The organism is Bacillus cereus group sp. MYBK245-2, from assembly GCF_051916145.1.
Taxonomy (GTDB): domain Bacteria; phylum Bacillota; class Bacilli; order Bacillales; family Bacillaceae_G; genus Bacillus_A; species Bacillus_A pacificus.
This window is the reverse complement of record NZ_JBQAGB010000001.1, coordinates 260,913-281,860: the sequence shown is the minus strand read 5'-3', so window position 1 is coordinate 281,860 and position 20,948 is coordinate 260,913. Positions and strand designations below refer to the sequence as shown.

Here is a 20,948-nt window from a genome sequence, read left to right as displayed (position 1 = left end):
TATGTAATATTTCATATTTATGAAATGTTATTTATTTTTTACTCACCAGATTATATTATATTCAATAAGTTTGATATAAAACAGAAAAAGGAGGAATAATAATGAGCAGTAAGAAATTTATTTTGAAATTATTCATATGTAGTACGATATTTATCACATTTGTATTTGCTTTACATGATAAGCAAGTAGTTGCAGCAAGCTCTGTTAATGAGTTTGAAAATTGGTCAAAGTGGATGCAATCTATACCTGATAATATCTCATTAGTACGAATTTCAATTCCAGGAACACATGATAGCGGGACGTTCAAATTACAAAATCCAATAAAGCAAGTGTGGGGAATGACGCAAGAATATGATTTTCGTTACCAAATGGATCATGGAGCTCGTATTTTTGATATAAGAGGACGTTTAACAGATGATAATACGATAGTCCTTCATCATGGGCCATTATATCTTTATGTAACACTGCATGAATTCATAAACGAAGCGAAACAATTTTTAAAAGATAACCCAAGTGAAACGATTATTATGTCTTTAAAAAAAGAGTATGAGGATATGAAAGGAGCAGAAAGTTCCTTTAGTAATACGTTTGAAAAAAGTTATTTTGTGGATCCTATCTTTTTAAAAACAGAAGGAAATATAAAATTGGGAGATGCTCGTGGGAAAATTGTACTACTAAAAAGATATGGTGGTAGTAATGAATCTGGAGGATATAATAATTTCTATTGGCCAGATAATGAGACGTTTACCACAACTGTAAATCAAAATGTACATGTAACAGTACAAGATAAATATAAAGTGAGTTATGATGAGAAAGTAAAATCTATTAAAGATACGATAAATGAAACGATGAACGATAGTGAGGATTTAAATCATCTATATATTAATTTTACAAGCTTGTCTTCTGGTGGTACAGCATGGAATAGTCCATATTACTATGCCTCTTATATAAATCCTGAAATTGCAAACTATATAAAACAAAAGAACCCTACAAGAGTAGGCTGGATTATTCAAGACTATATAAATGAAAATTGGTCACCACTGCTATATCAAGAAGTTATAAGAGCGAATAAGTCACTTATAAAAGAATAAAGATGATGAGGATAAGAAGCGATAAAATACGTCGCTTCTTATTGAAAATACAGTGTATCTTGTAAATGGAACAATTTTCGATTTATCTCAATCGATGTTTCATTATGAAAAGACTAAACTTTTAAATCGAATTAATTTCAAATGAAAATTGGCATAAATAATCCTGGGAAAAAGCAACTGATCATAAGTGTTCAGTTGCTTTTTATTTTTAAAGTGGATGAGCAAAAAAATATAAAAGTGGTTGGTCCGTTTTTTGCAAACATCTATTATGATAAGAGAAGAAAGGTAGTATGTTATCAACGTTTTAAAGAGGAAGTTCTTAATAAAAATAGACTGGCCTTAGAGAGGTGAAAATACAATGAGCTTTGCGATTTCACTAGTCGTTATTATTGTAATTGTATCACTGTTTGGGACCGTGCTAGTTGCACGAAATGTAGAGGAGAATTACGGCAAGTCCACAAAGAGAAATGTGAAAAATTTATCTGCCATCTATATTGTCCTTCTTTTTGTTCTACTGCTAGGGGTAACATGGTATGCGGTAATAATTTGATAGTTTGTAACCGAACTGCAACGAGAGCATGAAGCTGGAATTTCAGAAGCTATCGAGTAATTAGAGACGGAGCTATTTTAATATATCCATTTTTGGATGAGAAAATGTGACTAATTAATACTATTTTTACGGTGAATACTGTTAGTAATAAATTGAGGATAGTTCGTTTTGAAAGGAGGCAACTATATGGAATGGAAACCAAATCGTGCAGATAAGACGCCTGTATATAAACAAATAGCGGGTTATATTGAAAGGGGTATTTCTTCAGGTGAGTTTCCTTCTGACAGTAAGTTACCTTCTGAGCGTATGTTAGCAAAAGAATTACAAGTGAATAGGAGTACGATAGTAGCTGCATATGAAGAATTAAAATCACTTGGAGTAGTAGAACGGCAAAAAGGAAGCGGAACGCGGGTGAATACAGATATATGGGGTGTTTCGCATAAACGAATACCAAACTGGGGTAGGTACGTCGAGGATGGGTCATTCTTACCTAATGTACCACTCGTTCAACAAATTCGAACGGAAACACAAAAAAACGACTTAATTAATTTAGCGAGTGGTGAATTGTCACCAGAATTAATTCCGAGTGATAGATTCCGAACGATTTTGTCGGAGAAAACATTTATGGAAAACCTCGGTTATGACCATCCACTTGGAAATGAAATGTTGAGAAAAACAATTGCAGCACATGTTCAGCAATATAAACAAATTGAAGCAGATTCGAATTCTATCCTTATTACATCTGGAGCACAACAGGCACTTAATCTTATCGTTCAATGCCTATTAAAACCTGGTGATGCGATTGCAATTGAGGACCCTTCGTATTGTTTTTCACTGCCGATATTTAAATCAGCTGGCTTAAAAATATTCCATTTACCTGTTGATCAGCATGGAATGAATCCAGATGACTTAATTGATTTGCATAAAAAGCATCGTATTCGTATGGTATTTTTAAATCCGGATTATCAAAATCCAACTGGAACCGTGCTTTCATTGGCAAGACGTAAAAAGATTTTAGAACTGTCTTCTGAATTTGGCATACCGATTGTAGAAGATGATCCGTATAGTTTAACTTCATTTAATGGTGAAGTGAATCCAACATTAAAATCAATGGATCAAAACGGGAATGTTCTTTATATAAGTTCACTATCAAAAATTGTTGCATCAGGATTACGGATTGGCTGGGTAATTGGCCCTACGCGTGTAATAGAGCGTTTAGCGGATGCGAAGCAGCAAGTTGATTTTGGCCATAGTGTATTTACACAGTGGGTGGCAAATCAATTTTTAGAATCAGAAGATTTTCATGCACATATTACAATGCTTCGTGGACAATTGAAAGAAAGAAGAGATGCGTTAATTAGAAAGCTTAAAGAAATATTAGGGGATCAGGTTGAATTTTTTGTTCCAGAGGGTGGAATACATTTATGGTGCAAAGTGCAAGGAACGTTTGATGAATATCATTTATTAGGCGAATCTATACGAAATGGTGTAGCGTTTGTTCCGGGAAGTGTTTTAGGTACTAAAAGTGAATATATTCGTTTTACTTTTGGGAGAGTTAATATAGAACAAATTCAACTTGGAATTGCACGGTTTGCTGATACGTTAAATGAGATTTCATAACATGGATGTGAGATAGTGAAAAGAGGAGAAGAAATGAAGTACGTGACACTTTTACTTCAAGTATGCGTGCTATATATATTTAGCTTAGTTGGTCTATGACTTCTAGTTTTGTAGTTGTTGCAGGAATCACAGGTGCTATTATTGGACCAACAGTACTTAAGTTTTTCCGTATAACGAGTACAATTGGAAAAGGAGTGGGAATGGGCTGCTCATCACATATTATCGGGGTAAGTCGTCTTGTGAAGGAAGGCGAGAAAGAAGCGACGATCGGTTCGGTGACGATGATTGTAACCGGAATACTTATTAGTATAATTATACGGTATGGAACGAAATTTATATTTTAAAATGTAATGGAGATGATGAAAATGACAACATGGTTTATAGTTACATTATTTATTTTTGGTGCGATTAAAGTACTAGTTTCTAGTATGCCGACTTCTGTTGTAGAATCAATTATTAGTAGATTTGAATTGCATCAAAAACTTGAGGAAGAGAATACCACTATATTGATAGACGGAAAAAATATAGAGGGGGAAACGAAACTACAAGTTATTCATGAATTTAACGAAGCTCTATTTTTAGATAAACATTATTTTCCGCCGCACGGGGAAGGAACACCAATCGTTATTAACACGAAGAAAGGGAATAAAGAGATTCGATTTTCTCTGTATAGTCATGAGGAACATGTTGATGTAATAAAGCAATATAAAAAGAAAATCGTTGCCTATCGTTTGCGTTCAAAACGCCTTCAAAATCCTACATCATTAGCAATAACTGAAGATTATGCTTAAAAAGAGATCGTTATAAAAACGGTCTCTTTATTAAAGTGGGTTATATAATTATTAAATTTTTATTCATATCGTAGTCCATTTGAAAGGGTATCAATAGCTTTCCAATCGTCAACAACAATTTGTTTATTATTTTTATGCATGATATTGTTAGCTATTAGTTTTTCAATGACTCGATTAAGATGACGGGTAGTTGTCCCGATTAATGAGGCTATTTCATGATGATCTTTAGTATGAATTTCGCGCCCAAATAAATTAGATGGATTTCGGGCTGTACATAAATAACTAGCAAAGCGTGTTTCCACAGAAGCTAGTAAATTGATACGTGAAGCTGTTGTGCAGGTTTGTAGTTTATAAGTGACGTGATGAATGAGTTCTTGAAGGAAGATTACATCTTGTAATAAGTAACTTGTTACATAATTTTTATCAATAAAAAGAAAATCCGTCTGTTGTTCGGAGGTTACATGAGATTGTATGTTTACGGACTGAATTAATTCAATATCTCCCATGATAGAAACGGCAGAACAAAATCTTAGTAATAATGCTTTACCTGTAATTACACTTGAAGTTATTTTTGTACGACCTGACATTTGAATATATAGGCCATCAATCATTTCGCCTTCGTGTAGTACAGTTTCTTTCGCTTCATATCTAAGGATCTTAAATGGATGATTGAATTGTTGGAATAGCTTTTTTATGTACTCGTTATTTAAGTAGCTTAATAATAAGGTATTATCTACAATATTTTGCATAATGTTTCTCCTTTTGGGACGTCTGTCCTTTCTATTATAAAATAATTCATATACATTAAAAAGAAAGGAGTGATGTATATGAAATTTATTTTTGATATTGATGGTACTATTTGTTTTAAAGGGAACGCAGTAACGAAAGGGATAATTCACGCACTAGACGTATGTCAAAGTAAAGGGCATGAGGTTATATTTGCATCAGCTAGACCGATTAGGGACTTATTACCGGTGCTACCAAATCATATGCATCATTATTCAATGATTGGTGGGAATGGGGCATTTATTGCAAAGGGAAAGGAGACTATCGAAGTTATAACTTTTGATCCAGGAACGGTAAGTGCTATACATTCAATAATAAAGAAACATAGTCTTTCATATTTGATAGATAGTCATTGGAATTATTCTTATACAGGAAGCGAGAATCATCCTATCTACAAAAACATAGATCCTAATCAATTGGCTAATAATGTACATATTGATGAAATTAAGGAAGTAGTGAAGGTGGTATTATTTCCTGACCATGTTCAAAAAGAATATATTATGAATATGTTAACAGAACTTCCTATACGTATTTATGAACATGATAATGAAGGGATCGTGGATATAAGCCCTGAGAATATTGATAAATGGGTAGGGTTACAACGATTGGGTATAAAAGAGAGAGAATTCGTAGTGTTTGGTAATGATTCGAACGATTTATCAATGTTTCTACACGCTAAGGAAAGCATTTGTGTTGGGAGTCATGAAGTATTATTGGGTCATGCATCCACATGTTTAAAAATAGATGAACAAAGTATTGTTAATAAAATAATTGAGTTATCCGAATTATATGCGTAATAAATATATGAAACATAATAAAAAAGAGTACGAAAAGGTTTGCTAGCCTTTTAGTACTCTTTTTTATTAATTATGAAATAATATACTTTCCAAATAAAAGAAAAGAAAATCATATAGCCAAATAAAGAATATGTATGATTCCAATCCAAACTATGAATAAAGAAACCGAATCTTTCAGAAATCTGTTCAAAAATGCTAGCACAAATACCTATTGAAATAATAAATAGACTTCTAGAAACTGTAGATAATGTTTTTGAAATTTGTATGAAAATCGTTGTTAAAATCGGTAGTACAAATAAAGTAAAGCCAATGTTAATTGAAAATATGGATGAGAATGGTCTAACCGGAAAGGAATACATTTGTTTCGCAACAAAGAAAGCATCTAAGCAAGTTCCGATAATAGAAGAGAATAAGATTGTAATAACTAATGCGAAAAGGTTATTCTTCTTCTCGAAGGAGGACGTTTTTCTTTGCAAGAATTGCCAACTCAATTTTTTCGAGTGTTTTACAGTAGTCTTCTGTAATTTGTCCATGTATCCTTTCCTCCTTATCGGTTAAATAATGTATGACTTGCCAGTCGTTAAACCAATCTTCATGTTCTGTTTCTTCATGTTTCATATTTTTCCATACATACATAAGTGCAGGGCTATATATACGGTGGGCATCACTTTTTAATTGGCATTTCTTTATTCTTCGTTTATAAAACTCTCTTGAAAAGGATTCATTCACACTTGAAAATAAATGTGGCCAATAATCTTTTCGTGATCCAGTATGTGGATGAGTGTCAGCCCATTGTAGTATACGAGCTAAAACGTGTTCATCATGAAACAATAATGTATATAATCGTTTTCCGAGCAAAATTCGTTCGTGTAAGGAAGTGAAATGTTTCATTGTATCACCAATTAATATTGTTTTTTGTACAGTATTTTCTTCAGAGAAAGGGAAGAGAATATGATTAAATTGAAAGAAATCAAAAAGTTTAAATCCAATACTATTTAGTACATTTTTTTTGAAGTATTTATTTTGAATCACTCTTTTTTCTAAGTAGTTTTGTTCATTAATAATAGTCGCAATCGTTAATATTTGTTTGTTTCCAGTTTTCCAAAAAAAGTTCCACATCGTTTCCATAAATGTTGACACATTGAGGTGAGGGAGGAGATGAAAAAGATTTTTATTTTTTTTAACACTCTGTTCATATAATAAAAATTGTGGATACACATCTTGAAAGATAAGCCAATTACCCCGTTCTAAAAAAGAAAAGAAAGTAAATTGATCGTTATCAGATAACAATTTCGTATATAAATCCCCCTTTAAATCGGTCATATTCCAACCGCCGTTCCGCGATACCATATGTCCAAGTAATGCCCAATGTATTTCAGGATATCTTTTGTAAAATTGATAGTAAGCACGAGTTCTTGTAACATTATTTTGATTCAATAATTTTGTTCTTTCTTTAATTGTATATATGAATACTTTTTCTTCGTTCGAAAGGGGAGCAAGGAAGTTATTTACGTTGATGCATTTTTGTTTTAGCTCGTTTTTTATTGAGAAGAGGGATAGAGGAATGTTTTTGGAAAGTTTATGATTTGGATTGTCGTGGTGCATGTAATTCCCTCCTATTCAAGTCTGTTATCATAAATATATTAGTAACTACTTACATAAATGATATGTGAAGGAAATGAAAAGTTGCAAAGTACAAAAAAGGAAAGATGAGTCCGTCTCTTCTTTCCTTTTCTTGTATGTATTTACGTTACAGAGAATGAACACCTTTTTTGAGAAGAGTAGAAAATGAATCAGCATGAATAGGCTTGCTGTAGTAGTAACCTTGAATAAATTGACAATTATTTTTTTGAAGGAAACGCACGTGTTCTTTCGTTTCTACACCTTCAGCGATAACTGACATTCCTAATGTATTTGCTAATGTGATGATCGTTTTAATAATTTCCATTCCATCGTCACATGTTTCAGACATTGTAATAAATTCTCTCGGGATTTTTAACGTATCGATTGGATATAAAGGTAAATAAGCTAGCGAAGAATAACCTGTACCAAAGTCGTCAATTGAAATGTGAACGCCTAAACTCTTTAGTGTACGCAGTTTTATTAATGTTTCTCGCTCATCCATCATTGCAATTCGTTCTGTTAATTCAAGATCAAGAGAACTTGCTGGTAAACCTGTATTTGTTAATGTAGCAGAAATAGACTTTACAAAATCTTCTTGTTCAAATTCTTTAGCAGATAAATTTACGCCTATTTTTAAATGAGAATATCCGAGTGTATGCCAACGTTTCATTTGTTGACATGCTTGTTGTAATGTCCATTTTCCTATTGGAATGATTTGTAGTGTTTCTTCTGCAATCGGAATAAACTCGTATGGAGAAATAATACCTAATTCAGGATGATTCCACCTGATTAAAGCTTCAGCACCGATAATGTCGTTAGATTCGCTATCAACTTGAGGTTGATATAAAAGGAACAATTCTTCATTTTGAATTGCATTTGGTAAATCTTTTTCTAATCGTAATCGTCTTTCAATTTTGTTTGCAATTACGTCATCATAAATAGAGACAGAATTAAGTTCTTTTGCTTTCGCATCATACATTGCAACATTAGCGTTTTTCAGAAGTGTAGCGGTATCGATTCCGGAATATGGATAAATGGCGATGCCAATACTTAGTGATAAACTTAATGTATGTTCATGTATGACAAACGATTTTTCCATGCATTCAAATAACTGGTTGCATAACTCGAATAAAGAATCTTCATCAGTATAGTTTTCAATTAAGACTGTAAACTCATCACCACCGATTCTTGACAGATGAGTATGTGATGGAAGACAGGATTGGAATCGCTTCGCTACTTCTTCTAATATGTAATCCCCTGCCGAATGTCCAAGTGTATCGTTAATTGCTTTAAAGCGATCTAAGTCCAAATATAATAATGCAAACTCGCTTTCTGTCGTTTTAGCATTTTTTATAATTCTTTTTAATTTCTTATGGAAAAAGGCACGGTTCCCAATTTTCGTTACAGTATCATGGAATGCTAAATATTTTATTTCTTCTTGCTGTTTTTTTAGCGCAGTAATATCTTTCATCATAATATAGCTTCCTGAAATTTGCCCGTCTATCATAATAGGGACGATGGTAACGTATAAAGAATAAGTAAATCCATCTTTATATTGAGAACTAAGTTGTAAGGATGCTGATTCTTGTTGTTTCACTTTTTCTAATGCAGATGCTAGTTTATATTTGTCTTCATCTAAAATAATCGAAAAACAAGTTTCACCAAGTAACTCATCCGTTGGTGCACCGAGTAGTATACTTCCAGCTTTATTTACATTTAAGAATACGCCATTTAAATCAATTGTAAAAATAGGGTCAGGATGATATTCATATAATGATTTGAATTTTTGTTGCTTTTGAGATAGAGCCTCAGATTTATGAACTAAATCTGAAGTCCGTAAAGTAACCTTTTCTTCTAGTTGAGCATTAAATGCCTGTAAACGTTTAGTTAGGGAATTGTTTTGCATACGTACAATAGAATGACGAATGAGTACGAAAATAAAAGTAATACAATTTCCCGTAATGAGAGTGGAAGATGATGTTTGTTCCTTTAATGTAAACCCGATTAGTATTGCAACAGCAAGATAGGGAAATACAACTAAAGCCTTTTTTCCTATTATAGGGTTTACAATGAAATAATTTTTATGACTATTACGATCTTCTGAAATAGATCCAGCTATTGCAATAAGTAATATAGGTATTCTATATAAAAGACGTAATAATGTTATCGCTTCAGTTGATAAATGGTTATTTAAGTAAAAATAAATATAGTTAAAAGTTGCAGAACTTATTAATACAAAAATAAAGATATAAATTTTCCGTTTAGAATTAAAAATTGTTGGACGGAAAAAGAGACTAACACCTAGTAGAAGGAATAATAAATCTGCAATTGGATATAGAAATGAAAGAAAAACATCTCCTAGTGAAAGAGAGAATATATTTAAATTTGGTTGATTAAATAAATACCACTCTAATGTGAATATGGAAGTAAGTACTATGCATATATCACAAATAAAGAATGCTTTTTCCCATTTATCGCATTCTTTTAGGATTTTATAGCAGAAAGCGATAAGACAGAAAAGTAGAAAAAGCATATAAAACACATCAGAAATAGTAAAACGATGTATTGGAATTTTGAAGAAGCTATCTTGATATGTATATACTATTTTTCCTAATAAAAAACTACCAATTGCTATCGTGATACATATCCAAAACGGATTTGAACTAACTTTTTTAGAATATATAGAATAAATGAGTGATACAAATGTAATGGCTTCAACAATAAGTGAAGCGAAGCGTACATCCGAATTTGAAAAATGAGTGGGGAATAGATAGAAAAACATAAAATAGATTGAATAACACATTAATGTTCCAATTAATATACATAGTTGTAAATTTTTATTTAATTTCAATAAAATCACCTTCTTTAATTATGCACTATATTCGTAATATCTATACATAATAATATTATTTAAGAATTGTATCAGATTTCCTTATAAAAATCATGCGTATAAGGAAAGTGATGAAGAGTTTAATACTTCTTAAAATTAAAAAACATGGCGTTTGATAGTATATATTACATCAAGATTTTAAATGGAAATTGTATATTTAGTCATCCTTTGAATTTTAAAGGTTTTTTAGTGGTTCGCAAGTGAATATGTATAATTGCATAAGGGTATAACATTCAATTTTATATAAAATTGAATGTTATAAAGTATAAACTAAACTTTTGTATGCATCTATTCTCATACGAATGAGGGATTTCAAAAAGATGTTGCGTATATACAATAATACGTAAGTATGTATGAAATCTCTAGTATAGGAGGAAGAGCATGAAGAACTGGGTAAAGTTTCGAATAGCACGTCCAACTGATCAGTTTGAAAAGGTGATAGAATTCTATGAAAAAGGATTGGGCTTAAAACGTATAGGTGAATTCTATGATCATGAAGGCTATGATGGGGTCATGTTTGGACTCCCAGATGAAGAGTATCATTTAGAATTTACAAGACATATAGATGGGAGCCCATGTCCAGCTCCGACAAAAGATAATTTACTCGTATTTTATATGCATGAAGATAGTGAAATGAAAAAGGTGAGTAAAAGGTTGCATGCATTGGGATATGATGAAGTCGAACCAGAGAACCCATATTGGAAAGATAAGGGGATAACGATAGAGGATCCAGATGGCTGGAGAATTGTGTTGATGAAATTAGAAGAATAATGTGTAATTATGCTTGAAGTTCAAGTAGGAGGAAATACGTAAGAGAGCTTTCTTTTGAGGAGATACACTCATGGAAGGCTTTTTTTATTTGGAATCTGAAAAATAAAATTTGAAATTATGTTCTGAAAAGTTATAAAATAAGAACGTGTATTCCTATGGGGGTGAGAGGGGTGCCTGTAAAGATGAATAGAACACTAGGGGGACTTTTTTATGATATGCCGGATTAAGGATGCAGAAATATATTATGAAATTATTGGCGAAGGAAAACCAGTCATTATTATACATGGCTGTGCACCTGATCATAGGTTAATGCAGAGGTGCATGGAATCAGTATTCGAAAAATATAAAGGTTACCAAAGAATATATATTGATTTACCTGGCATGGGGAAATCGAATGCTCCAGATTGGATAAATAGTTCAGATCATATGTTAGAACTGTTAATTGCATGTATTGAAAAAATTATTCCAACGAAAAACTTTTTATTAATAGGGGAGTCCTATGGCGGATATTTAGCTCGAGGTATACTCACAAAGCTGTTTGAAAGAGTTAATGGATTACTATTAGTATGTCCTGTTGTTGTAGCGGAGCAAGAAAAAAGGATCCGCCCGAATAAACAGGTAATTGTACAAGATAAAGAGTTTTTAAATAAGCTTACTTCAACTGATAGAGAAGAATTTTGCGAGTTAGCAGTGGTCGCGAATGAATATACATATACGAGATTTAAAGAGGAGATTAAGCCGGGACTAGATATTGCTAATTATGAGTTTATTGAAAGGTTGCAAAAAAATTACTCTCTTACTATGAATTTTCATCATATGAAATATGAGAAACCTGTTCTTTTACTAGCTGGAAGACAAGATATATCCGTAGGTTATCAAGATATTATAGAAATTATTGATGATTATCCAAGAGCGACATTAGCGGTGTTAGATATGGCAGGGCATAATTTACAAATTGAACAACCTGAATTGTTCGAGAGTTTAGTAGGAGAATGGATTAAACGGACAAATCAGCAAAGTTTATAAAATATGAATGAATTAATATTTTCGAGGAGGAAGTATGAATACATATATTTATATGGTTAGGCACGGTGAATCACCAAAATTAGAAGAGGGTGAAAGAACACGTGGATTAACTGAAAAGGGAAGTTTAGACGCTCATAGAGTAACAGAGATATTAAAAACAGAGGGAATCGATACTTTCATTTCAAGTCCGTATAAGAGAGCGGTATTAACGATAGAAAAAACAGCCGATTTCTATGAAAAAGAAATATTAATATATGAAAATCTTAAGGAGTGTATGTTTTCCAGTGGAGATCAAGTTATATCAGATAAAGAAGTGTATCCACTTGTAAAGAAGATGTTCTCTAATCCGGACTTTGCACGAACGGAAGGAGAGTCATATGCGGATTGCCAAAGAAGGGTAGTGAAAGTATTAAAAGAAATCTTAATGGATTTTCAAGGACAAAAAATTATAATTGGTACACATGGACTTGTCATGACACTCATGATGAATTATTTTGATAAGCAATATGGTTTCGAATTTTTAATGAATACGTCAAAACCAGATATATATAAGATGGAGTTTAAAGAAGAACAATTAATGAATGTAGAGAGATTATGGAAAGCAGAATAAAATTGGTTGTATGGGCTTTATTGTAAAAGTTACTTTTATAGCAAAATCTTCTTATTTGAATAGAAAGTATTTTTATCAACTATTTTTAGAATGTTAAATCAATAAGTAATTATTCAGTTTCTGAATAATATAATTGGAAGTTGGTTTAAGTAAACAATTTTAAATGTGACAAAACTCCAAACGTTGGATTTATATTCAATAGGAGAAAAAGATGTAGAATTTTGTCTTACTGTCCTCGTTTACTTTTTATTTCATTACATATAGGCTTTGTGGTGTAAGGGGGGACATCACCTTTACGCAAAATCTATAAGGAGGTCATTGTAATGAAACAAATTAAAAAGTTTGCGGGAGTTGCTTTAGCGGGGACGATTGGATTAAGTGGACTACTGTTTTTAGAACCAAGTGTAAGCGCTGCGGAAGTACAGCAAATGAAAGAGGAGAATTTCAATGCAATTGATGTATCGATGAATCCAAATGAATTATATGTATTAAGTGGCAGAAGCATTGATGTTCTTTCTGGAGATAAAGAAGCAATTCAGCTAAACAAATACACAATTCGTTTTAGTAAACCTGGGAAGTACGTTATTAGGGTGAATGGTTGTATTTATAATGATGTATATACTTTTATTGTGAATGAGTAGCATATATTCTTAAATTGTGAGATGAAAAAGAAACACCCTATTTGCGGTGAGAGCCGTAAATAGGGTGAATTTATTTGTATTAAGTTGTGTTTTATAAATTTTCATTAATTTGCTCTTTGTTTTTGTTTTGTAAAGTATGTAGGAGTGTTTGAAACATTTTAAATGATTGCTGGAAGATTGGACTTTGAATAAAAGTGTATAGAAAAGTTACGACAAAAACAGGGCCACCGAGCATAAATCCAATAACTAGTACAAAGCATTCTACTATGATTCTAGCACGGCTAATAGATAGACCGGTTTTGTCGGAAATAGTAAGCATGAATCCATCACGAGGTCCAGCGCCGATTCCAGCCGCAACATACATACCTCCCCCGATACCTGTAATGGCAATGCCAGAAAATAAAATGAGTAAGTTTAACCATAAATAATCACTAGCGTTTGGAAGAATATTTGATTGTAAGAAAAAGTCCATAATCGGACCTATAAGTAGTGCATTTAAAAATGTTCCTACATTTATGTATTTTCGATCTACTAGTAAAGAAATGAGAACGAGACATAATCCACATACGACACTCCACGTACCAATAGTCCATCCAAACATTTGGTAGAGAGCCATGTTTAAAACTTCCCAAGGATGTAAACCGAGAAATTTAACTTTTACTGCAAGAGCATTTCCAAGGCCGAAAAAAATTAATCCTAAGAAAAAAAGAAAATAGCGAAAGAGAGTTAGCCTCATTTTTAAAACCTCCCATATTGTATAATTATGTATATTACATGTAAGAGTTCTAATGTACAAATATTACGACTTTTCAGTCGGTATTTAAAATAGCTAAAATGCAAATGAAATATATGTATTCACAGTCAAAAAAGTTAAAATATTTCGTCTCAAGGATTATAATAGAGAAAGAAATATAAAAGGGAGTGAACGAGTTTGAAACAAGAACTTATTGAAAGATTTACGAGATATGTAAAAATTGATACGCAATCAAATGAAGAAAGTCATACAGTGCCAACAACACCTGGACAAATTGAATTTGGTAAGTTATTAGTGGAAGAGCTAAAAGAAATTGGGTTAACAGAAGTGACGATGGATGATAACGGTTATGTAATGGCAACACTTCCTGCTAATACGGATAAGGATGTTCCTGTAATTGGCTTTTTAGCACATTTAGATACGGCGACAGATTTTACAGGGGAAAATGTAAAACCACAAATTCATGAAAACTTTGACGGGAACGCAATTACGTTAAATGAAGAGCTAAATGTTGTGTTAACACCAGAGCAATTCCCAGAGTTACCATCTTATAAAGGTCATACGATTATTACAACGGATGGTACGACACTTCTTGGAGCAGATGATAAAGCTGGTTTGACAGAAATTATGGTTGCAATGAACTATTTAGTACATAATCCACAAATTAAGCATGGAAAAATAAGAGTTGCATTTACGCCGGATGAAGAAATTGGCCGTGGCCCAGCACATTTTGATGTAGAAGCGTTTGGTGCATCATTCGCTTATACGATGGATGGAGGTCCATTAGGTGGTTTAGAATATGAAAGCTTTAATGCTGCAGGTGCTAAGTTAACGTTTAACGGAACGAATACACATCCTGGAACAGCGAAAAATAAAATGCGTAACGCAACTAAACTTGCTATGGAGTTTAATGGGTATTTACCAGTAGAAGAGGCGCCGGAATATACTGAGGGCTATGAAGGATTCTATCATTTACTTTCTTTAAATGGTGATGTTGAGCAAAGTAAAGCGTATTATATTATTCGAGATTTTGATCGTGAAAATTTTGAAGCACGTAAACATAACGTTGAAAATATTGTGAAGCAAATGCAAGAGAAGTATGGACAAGATGCAGTCGTTTTAGAAATGAATGATCAATACTATAACATGCTTGAAAAGATTGAACCAGTGAGAGAAATTGTTGATATTGCATATGAGGCAATGAAAAGTTTAAATATCGAACCAAACATTCATCCGATTCGCGGCGGGACAGATGGATCACAGTTATCATATATGGGATTACCAACGCCGAATATTTTCACAGGTGGTGAAAACTATCACGGTAAATTCGAGTATGTTTCGGTAGATGTTATGGAAAAAGCTGTTCAAGTTATTGTAGAGATTGCAAGACGATTTGAAGAACAAGCTTAAAAAAAGAACCAAGTAGTGCAGATGTGCTACTTGGTTTTTTAGTATAATACTCGCCACAAATAAAAAGTTGCGTAAGACTCCCAGTTCATCCAATTTGCCGCAAAATCTTTTATTTCCTGTTTAGTCGGTTTACTTTCGGAACCTGTTATATATTTAATTGCATTGTGCAAGCCAACATCGTCAATTGGAAAGGCAGAAGGAAAGCGTAAACAGCGCATTAAAACATAGTTGGCAGTCCACGGTCCTATACCATGTATAGCGGTTAATTGTTTTTCAGCTTGTTTCACATCTTGTATTTGCAGTAAAGATTCTTTTGATAGTTTTCCTTCTGTAATAAGCTTTGCAATACCGATTAAAGATTCACATTTTCTAGTCGTCATTTTTAAGTTTTTGAGATCCTCTACATGTAAATTGGCAATCGTTTCAGGAGAAGGGAATATCCAATGTTTTCTATCGTTCCATTCTACATAATTTCCAAAGTGTTCGACTAATCTTCTTTTTAGCGTATAAGCATATGTGAGGTTAATTTGCTGACCGATAATTCCCCAGGAAAGTGCTTCAAATAAGTCTGGAATACCTAAAGTACGAAGTCCATAATATTGTTCAATTGGTCTTTGAAGGAGTACATCATGTTTAGCCAATGTATAAAAGGGAGCTAAATCAGTAGTTAAATCAAACCAATCCTTCACATAGTTAGCTACAGATTCGTGTATCGATTCTTCAGATGTATATAATTCTTCTAAAAAACGTATTTGAATATGCTCATCTGTATTCATACTAATTGCAACTAAAGGATTTACATTGTGAACAGAGATAACTTTATAAATTTTGTTGTCTTCAATGTGAAACATACATTCATTGTTAGAACGTGATAGGTAGCGTAAATTTTCTTGGAAACTAAATTCTGTTGGCACTGCTAAAGTTAATGCGTTACTATATTCTGCTGTCATAAGAATTCTACCTGTGACTTTTCTAATGTAAGCAATTCTTTCTTCATTTCTAATCCCCCTCTAAAGCCAGTTAGTTTCCCATTCTTTCCAATAACACGATGGCAAGGAATCGTAATAAGAAGTGGGTTAGCCGCAATAGCAGTAGCAACGGCACGCACCGCTTTAGATTTTTGAATTCTTTCGGCAATTTCTGTGTAAGAATATGTTTTCCCATAAGGAATTTCACGTACTGTATTCCAAACAGATAATTGAAATTCAGTTCCGTAAGCATCGATAGGGAATGCAAAAGTTTCTCGCTTGTTTTCTAAATACTCGATAATTTCTTTTGTATATACTTGTAAGTAATCTGGATTATGGATCAATATATGTTGGGGTAGCTTTTTTCTAGCCCATATATTTAATTCTTCAAAGGTCTCATCTTGTGATCCAATGAAACATAGTCCATTTTCAGTTGCAGCAATATGAAATTGCCAATTTTCATGTGTAAGTAGCGTCCAATATATATAATCATTTTTGTAGGAATTCATTATTGTAACCCTCTTTCATTTCATTCTTTTTTCGATATGCAGTAGGCGTAAATCCGGTTTTCTTTTTAAATAAAGTTGCGAAATATTCTGGGTTTTCTATCCCAACAGCATTACTAATTTCTTTAATGGATTGATTTGTTTGTAATAGTTGTTCTGCCGCTTTAACAATTCTGAACTGTTGTATATATTCTATAGGACTTATTCCTGTCGTTTTTTTGAAAGTGCGTTGTAAATGAAATGAGCTACCATGGCACATTTCCGCAAGTATGTCGAGAGTTAATAATTCATCAAAGTGTTTTTCGATATACTTTTTAATTTGTTCTACCCACTCTTCATTAGGTAAAGTGAGCCCATTTGGTTTACAACGTTTGCACGGGCGAAAATTTTCACTTAACGCTTGCTCTGCATGATGAAAAATTCGTACATTGTTTTTATTCGGTATTCTTGATTTGCATGATGGCCTGCAAAAGATTCCGGTTGATTTCACAGCATAAAAGAACTTGCTATCATAGGAAGAATCATTATGAATAATCGCTTGCCAATGCTCATTTGTTAACGTAACTCCTTCATTGTACAAAGAACATCACCTCTGAAATTAGTATAACCTGAATAAAGTGCGTATGTATGTATTCACAAATGTAAGAGCAAGATTACAAAGGTGAAAATATTGGATGGCGTTTAGATTATTTTGTTGTTTCCGAAAGAATGAAAGACAAAATAACAGAGGCGAAAATTAATAGTGAAGTAATGGAATCAGACCATGGCCCAGTTGAATTACATATAAATTTCTAAAAAAAGAAGTATCCCCCTAACATTAGGCGGATACTTCTTTTTTATTCATTTTGTTAAAATTTTTCAAATCTTTCTTGAAATAATTGCGTATTAAATATATACTTAGTAACGATAATCATTATCAATTAAAATGATTATCAATGGATGAGGTATAAAAGAATTATAGCTTAGGGGAAGTGAACGCGAATGAGTTCTGGATAGAATTATTAATCTAATGAAATATATGTAAGACAAGTTTCATATAGTTAAATTTTATTGAGAATATAGTTTTGAAAATTCGAGAGGAGATGTATAAAGATGAATAAGAAGTTATTTACATTAGGGATGGTTACAGTTTTAAGCGTAGGGCTAGTAGCATGTAATAGTGCAGATAAAACTTCAGGAGAAAAAACACAACAGACAAAGGCTAGTGAGACGAAAAAAGACGAAAAACGAAAAATTACATATTTAGGTAAAGAATATACAGTGCCAGCAAAAGTAGATAAAATTGCGACAGCTAGTTTAGAGTCAATGGAAGATGCGGCGGTACTTGGTATTAAGCCAGTAGGTGCAATTACTGTTGGTGGTAAATTACCGAAGTATCTTGAGAAAGATTTAGAGGGTGCAAAATCTGTTGGTGAGAAAATGGAACCAAATTTCGAAACATTACTTCAATTAAAGCCAGATGTTATTACATCAAGTACGAAATTCCCAGCAGAAACAGCTGGAAAATTTACGAAAGTAGCTCCTACATTCCCGGTATCACATGTTTCAACAAATTGGGAAGATAACTTAAAGTTAATGGGAGAATTAACTGGCAAAAAAGATAAAGCGGAAAAAATTATTAAAGATTACAATGCGGACGCTGAAAAAGCAAAAGCAAAACTAGGAGATAAGTTAAAAGACAAAAAAGTACTTGTTATTAGACTAAGGGCAAACGAATTATTCCTATATCCAGAAGGAGTATACTTCAACCCTGTAATTTATAAAGATCTTGGGCTAACTGCTCCAGAACAATTAAAAACTGTAAAAGCACAAGAGAAGATTTCATTTGAAAAACTTGCTGAACTTAACCCGGATTATATTTTCTTACAATATGAAACAACTGAAAATAAAAACCCGAAAGTGCTAGAAGAAATTGAAAGTAATCCAATTTGGCAAAGTATGAATGCTGCGAAAGAAAAGAAAGTATTTGTAAACGTTGTGGATCCAATGGCACAAGGTGGTACTGCTTGGAGTAAAACAGCATTCTTAAAAGAAGCAGTGAAAAATTTATCTAAATAATATTTTAAGTAAGGTGCGTTGAATGATATGCAGAAAACAAATGCAGTACCAGTAACCATATTATGTATAGCACCCATACTCATCTTATTTACAGTTATACTTTCTATTTTGTATGGGGCGAAAAGTATTGATGCTGAAACGGTGTGGAACGCGTTATTTCATTTTGATTCAAGTGATGTAAATCATAATATCATTATTACTTCACGTTTACCAAGGGTAGTTGCAGCTCTTTTAGTTGGAGCATTTCTAGCCATATCAGGAGCACTTATGCAGGGGATGACAAGAAACTATCTTGCATCCCCTTCTATTATGGGTGTGACGGATGGGGCAGCTTTTGTTATTACACTTTGTATGATTTTTCTTCCAGGAATGTCATCGATTGGTATGGTTGTATGTTCAATGATTGGTTCTGCATTAGGAGCCGGTATCGTATTTGGTTTTGGTTCACTCCTTCAAAATGGCTTATCGCCAGTTAGGTTGGCAATTATCGGAACGGTTATTGGAACATTTTTAAGTAGTGTATCGGCCGCGATGGCTTCATATTTCCAAATTTCTCAAAATGTTAGTTTTTGGTTTAATGCAAAGTTAGATCAAGTTGATCCTAATATAATTAAAATCACAATACCTTTTGGGGTAATTGGAATAGTTTTAGCACTGTTAATATCAAAATCTATTACGATTCTTTCTTTAGGAGAAGAAGTTTCTATTAACCTAGGGCAGCGTACAAAACTAGTTAAAGCAATGGCTATTTTATCAGTAATCTTTTTAACAGGAACAGCAGTTGCTTTAGTGGGGAAAGTAGGTTTTGTAGGTTTAATTATTCCGCACATTACTCGCTTTATAATTGGAGTAGATTATAAGTGGATTTTACCATGTGCAGGCGTTATTGGCGGCGTTTTTCTAGCGTTATGTGACGTTTTAAGTAGATTTGTAAATTATCCATTTGAAACGCCGATTGGAGTCGTAACATCTTTAATTGGAATTCCTTTCTTCCTGTATTTAATCCGGACAAGAGGAGGAGAGAGACATGCTTAAAAGCTCAAATCAACGTTTCGGAATGACGATGGGGATACTTATATTTTTAATACTATGTGCTATTTATATTAGTTTAACGAATGGTACGTTTGATATTACGATTACAGATGTATTTAAAACACTCTTTAGAATAGATCCAGTACCAGACCATGATTTAGTTATTTTTGAGTTCCGTCTCCCGCGCATCATAATTGCTGGATTAGTAGGATTAGGTCTCGGTGTTGCAGGTGCTGTTATTCAAGGGATTACGAGAAATGGATTGGCAGACCCAGGTATTTTAGGGGTTAATGCCGGAGCAGGAACAGCAATCGTCATTTTTATGTTTTTCTTCCAAGGACAATTAAAAAGCACAGACTGGGTTTCTATTATGATGATGCCAATGTTTGGTTTAGTAGGTGGATTAGGTGCAGCTATCATCATTTATCTGTTTTCTTGGAAAAACGGTAAGTTAGATTCGCAGCGACTTTTATTAACAGGGATTGCAATTGGATCAGGATTTGGGGCATTTTCTATGTATTTATCACTCAAAATGAAGTCAACTGATTTTGAAATGGCTGCAGTATGGGTGTCCGGAAGTATATATAGTGCAAACTGGAAGTACATTATTGCCATGTTGCCGTGGCTTATCATATTAATTCCTCTCATACAAAAGAAAGCTTATTTATTAGATTTATTTCAGTTGGAAGAAACGAGTATTACAAGTTTAGGTGTTTCGCTAGAAAGAGAGAAATCAATTTTACTATTAAGTAGTATCGGACTTGTGAGCGCATGTGTTGCTGTTTCAGGGAGTATTGGTTTTATTGGATTAATGGCACCGCATATAGCGAAAAGACTTGTCGGTATTCAGCATAAGCATATCATTCCTACGTGCGGAGTAATCGGAATGTTTCTTGTAATTGCTTCAGACTTTATTGCAAAAACAGTTTTCACACCTGTAGAGTTACCAGTTGGAATCGTTATTTCTATTGTCGGTGTACCGTATTTCTTATATTTACTTTATAAGGCGAAAGCGTAAGAGGAG

21 protein-coding genes and 3 pseudogenes are annotated in these 20,948 nt (G+C 33.0%); 16 read left to right on the top strand and 8 right to left on the bottom strand.

The window, feature by feature from the left end:
- The first annotated feature begins 101 nt into the window (after positions 1–101).
- The 6 genes and pseudogenes from plcA to ACTFRN_RS01430 all read left to right on the top strand — a co-directional run bounded on the left by plcA (position 102) and on the right by ACTFRN_RS01430 (position 4,052).
- Entirely contained in the window at positions 102–1,091 is a 990-nt protein-coding gene (gene plcA / locus ACTFRN_RS01455; RefSeq protein ID WP_088106445.1) for a phosphatidylinositol diacylglycerol-lyase, read from the top strand.
- A gap of 31 nt (positions 1,092–1,122) precedes the next feature.
- Positions 1,123–1,236: pseudogene (locus ACTFRN_RS01450) on the top strand (GntR family transcriptional regulator); the annotation flags it as partial.
- 213 nt (positions 1,237–1,449) lie between these two features.
- Positions 1,450–1,641, top strand: a complete 192-nt coding sequence (locus tag ACTFRN_RS01445; RefSeq protein ID WP_000006463.1) for a hypothetical protein — start codon at positions 1,450–1,452, stop codon at positions 1,639–1,641.
- Positions 1,642–1,827: 186 nt separating this feature from the next.
- Positions 1,828–3,261 (top strand): MocR-like pyridoxine biosynthesis transcription factor PdxR, encoded by a 1,434-nt coding sequence (pdxR, locus tag ACTFRN_RS01440; protein ID WP_000454988.1) that lies wholly within the window; start codon positions 1,828–1,830, stop codon positions 3,259–3,261.
- Positions 3,262–3,353: 92 nt separating this feature from the next.
- A pseudogene (locus ACTFRN_RS01435) lies at positions 3,354–3,605 on the top strand (LrgB family protein); the annotation flags it as partial.
- Positions 3,606–3,626: 21 nt separating this feature from the next.
- On the top strand, positions 3,627–4,052 hold the full coding sequence (locus ACTFRN_RS01430; RefSeq protein WP_087954531.1) for a YfmQ family protein: 426 nt from the start codon (positions 3,627–3,629) through the stop codon (positions 4,050–4,052).
- A 59-nt stretch (positions 4,053–4,111) separates the two neighbouring features.
- On the opposite strand, the gene ACTFRN_RS01425 is transcribed toward ACTFRN_RS01430, so the two are convergent.
- Complete coding sequence (locus tag ACTFRN_RS01425) at positions 4,112–4,801, bottom strand: Crp/Fnr family transcriptional regulator (RefSeq protein WP_001179788.1); 690 nt, start codon at positions 4,799–4,801, stop codon at positions 4,112–4,114.
- Between the two features lie 78 nt (positions 4,802–4,879).
- Between ACTFRN_RS01425 and ACTFRN_RS01420 the strand changes: the two genes are divergently transcribed.
- Positions 4,880–5,635 carry an HAD-IIB family hydrolase gene (locus tag ACTFRN_RS01420; RefSeq protein WP_000668601.1) on the top strand — a complete coding sequence of 252 codons (756 nt, stop codon included), beginning with the start codon at positions 4,880–4,882 and terminating at the stop codon, positions 5,633–5,635.
- Positions 5,636–5,685: 50 nt separating this feature from the next.
- On the opposite strand, the gene ACTFRN_RS01415 is transcribed toward ACTFRN_RS01420, so the two are convergent.
- The 3 genes from ACTFRN_RS01415 to ACTFRN_RS01405 form a co-directional block, all read right to left on the bottom strand.
- Entirely contained in the window at positions 5,686–6,111 is a 426-nt protein-coding gene (locus ACTFRN_RS01415) for a CBO0543 family protein (protein WP_014893544.1), read from the bottom strand.
- Positions 6,074–7,240 carry a DUF2515 domain-containing protein gene (locus tag ACTFRN_RS01410; RefSeq protein WP_088106446.1) on the bottom strand — a complete coding sequence of 389 codons (1,167 nt, stop codon included), beginning with the start codon at positions 7,238–7,240 and terminating at the stop codon, positions 6,074–6,076. The genes ACTFRN_RS01415 and ACTFRN_RS01410 overlap by 38 nt, the downstream gene beginning before the upstream one ends.
- Positions 7,241–7,385: 145 nt before the next feature.
- Positions 7,386–10,109 carry a putative bifunctional diguanylate cyclase/phosphodiesterase gene (locus ACTFRN_RS01405; protein WP_140383340.1) on the bottom strand — a complete coding sequence of 908 codons (2,724 nt, stop codon included), beginning with the start codon at positions 10,107–10,109 and terminating at the stop codon, positions 7,386–7,388.
- A gap of 420 nt (positions 10,110–10,529) precedes the next feature.
- Between ACTFRN_RS01405 and ACTFRN_RS01400 the strand changes: the two genes are divergently transcribed.
- From ACTFRN_RS01400 to ACTFRN_RS01385, 4 genes are all read left to right on the top strand, one after another.
- The gene (locus ACTFRN_RS01400) at positions 10,530–10,919 is read left to right on the top strand and encodes a VOC family protein (protein WP_000800657.1); all 390 of its coding nucleotides are present in this window, start codon (positions 10,530–10,532) and stop codon (positions 10,917–10,919) included.
- Positions 10,920–11,129: 210 nt separating this feature from the next.
- The gene (locus ACTFRN_RS01395) at positions 11,130–11,945 is read left to right on the top strand and encodes an alpha/beta fold hydrolase (protein ID WP_000563089.1); all 816 of its coding nucleotides are present in this window, start codon (positions 11,130–11,132) and stop codon (positions 11,943–11,945) included.
- 34 nt (positions 11,946–11,979) lie between these two features.
- Complete coding sequence (locus tag ACTFRN_RS01390; RefSeq protein WP_001099563.1) at positions 11,980–12,555, top strand: histidine phosphatase family protein; 576 nt, start codon at positions 11,980–11,982, stop codon at positions 12,553–12,555.
- Positions 12,556–12,878: 323 nt separating this feature from the next.
- Entirely contained in the window at positions 12,879–13,196 is a 318-nt protein-coding gene (locus ACTFRN_RS01385; RefSeq protein ID WP_000809490.1) for a hypothetical protein, read from the top strand.
- 91 nt (positions 13,197–13,287) lie between these two features.
- Here the strand turns inward: ACTFRN_RS01385 and ACTFRN_RS01380 are convergent, their stop codons facing one another.
- Positions 13,288–13,932, bottom strand: a complete 645-nt coding sequence (locus ACTFRN_RS01380) for a YczE/YyaS/YitT family protein (protein ID WP_014893546.1) — start codon at positions 13,930–13,932, stop codon at positions 13,288–13,290.
- Positions 13,933–14,127: 195 nt separating this feature from the next.
- Between ACTFRN_RS01380 and pepT the strand changes: the two genes are divergently transcribed.
- Entirely contained in the window at positions 14,128–15,360 is a 1,233-nt protein-coding gene (gene pepT, locus ACTFRN_RS01375) for a peptidase T (RefSeq protein ID WP_000807006.1), read from the top strand.
- Between the two features lie 38 nt (positions 15,361–15,398).
- Here the strand turns inward: pepT and ACTFRN_RS01370 are convergent, their stop codons facing one another.
- From ACTFRN_RS01370 to ACTFRN_RS01360, 3 genes are read right to left on the bottom strand one after another with little or no spacing between them, the layout of a single operon-like run.
- Complete coding sequence (locus ACTFRN_RS01370; protein WP_049112241.1) at positions 15,399–16,310, bottom strand: DNA-3-methyladenine glycosylase family protein; 912 nt, start codon at positions 16,308–16,310, stop codon at positions 15,399–15,401.
- The gene (locus ACTFRN_RS01365) at positions 16,307–16,837 is read right to left on the bottom strand and encodes a methylated-DNA--[protein]-cysteine S-methyltransferase (protein ID WP_001089809.1); all 531 of its coding nucleotides are present in this window, start codon (positions 16,835–16,837) and stop codon (positions 16,307–16,309) included. Before ACTFRN_RS01365 ends, ACTFRN_RS01370 begins: the two co-directional genes overlap by 4 nt.
- A complete protein-coding gene (locus tag ACTFRN_RS01360) occupies positions 16,818–17,414 on the bottom strand; it encodes a bifunctional transcriptional activator/DNA repair enzyme AdaA (RefSeq protein WP_000282156.1) in 597 nt (198 codons plus the stop codon). Before ACTFRN_RS01360 ends, ACTFRN_RS01365 begins: the two co-directional genes overlap by 20 nt.
- 77 nt (positions 17,415–17,491) lie before the next feature.
- Between ACTFRN_RS01360 and ACTFRN_RS01355 the strand changes: the two are divergent.
- The 4 genes and pseudogenes from ACTFRN_RS01355 to ACTFRN_RS01340 form a co-directional block, all read left to right on the top strand.
- A pseudogene (locus ACTFRN_RS01355) lies at positions 17,492–17,629 on the top strand (exodeoxyribonuclease III); the annotation flags it as partial.
- A gap of 297 nt (positions 17,630–17,926) precedes the next feature.
- The gene (locus ACTFRN_RS01350; protein WP_001035517.1) at positions 17,927–18,892 is read left to right on the top strand and encodes an iron-hydroxamate ABC transporter substrate-binding protein; all 966 of its coding nucleotides are present in this window, start codon (positions 17,927–17,929) and stop codon (positions 18,890–18,892) included.
- Positions 18,893–18,919: 27 nt separating this feature from the next.
- Positions 18,920–19,927 (top strand): FecCD family ABC transporter permease, encoded by a 1,008-nt coding sequence (locus ACTFRN_RS01345; protein WP_001173062.1) that lies wholly within the window; start codon positions 18,920–18,922, stop codon positions 19,925–19,927.
- Positions 19,920–20,942, top strand: coding sequence for a FecCD family ABC transporter permease (locus ACTFRN_RS01340; RefSeq protein ID WP_000920433.1), 1,023 nt, complete (start codon positions 19,920–19,922; stop codon positions 20,940–20,942). The genes ACTFRN_RS01345 and ACTFRN_RS01340 overlap by 8 nt, the downstream gene beginning before the upstream one ends.
- The last annotated feature ends 6 nt before the right edge of the window (positions 20,943–20,948 follow it).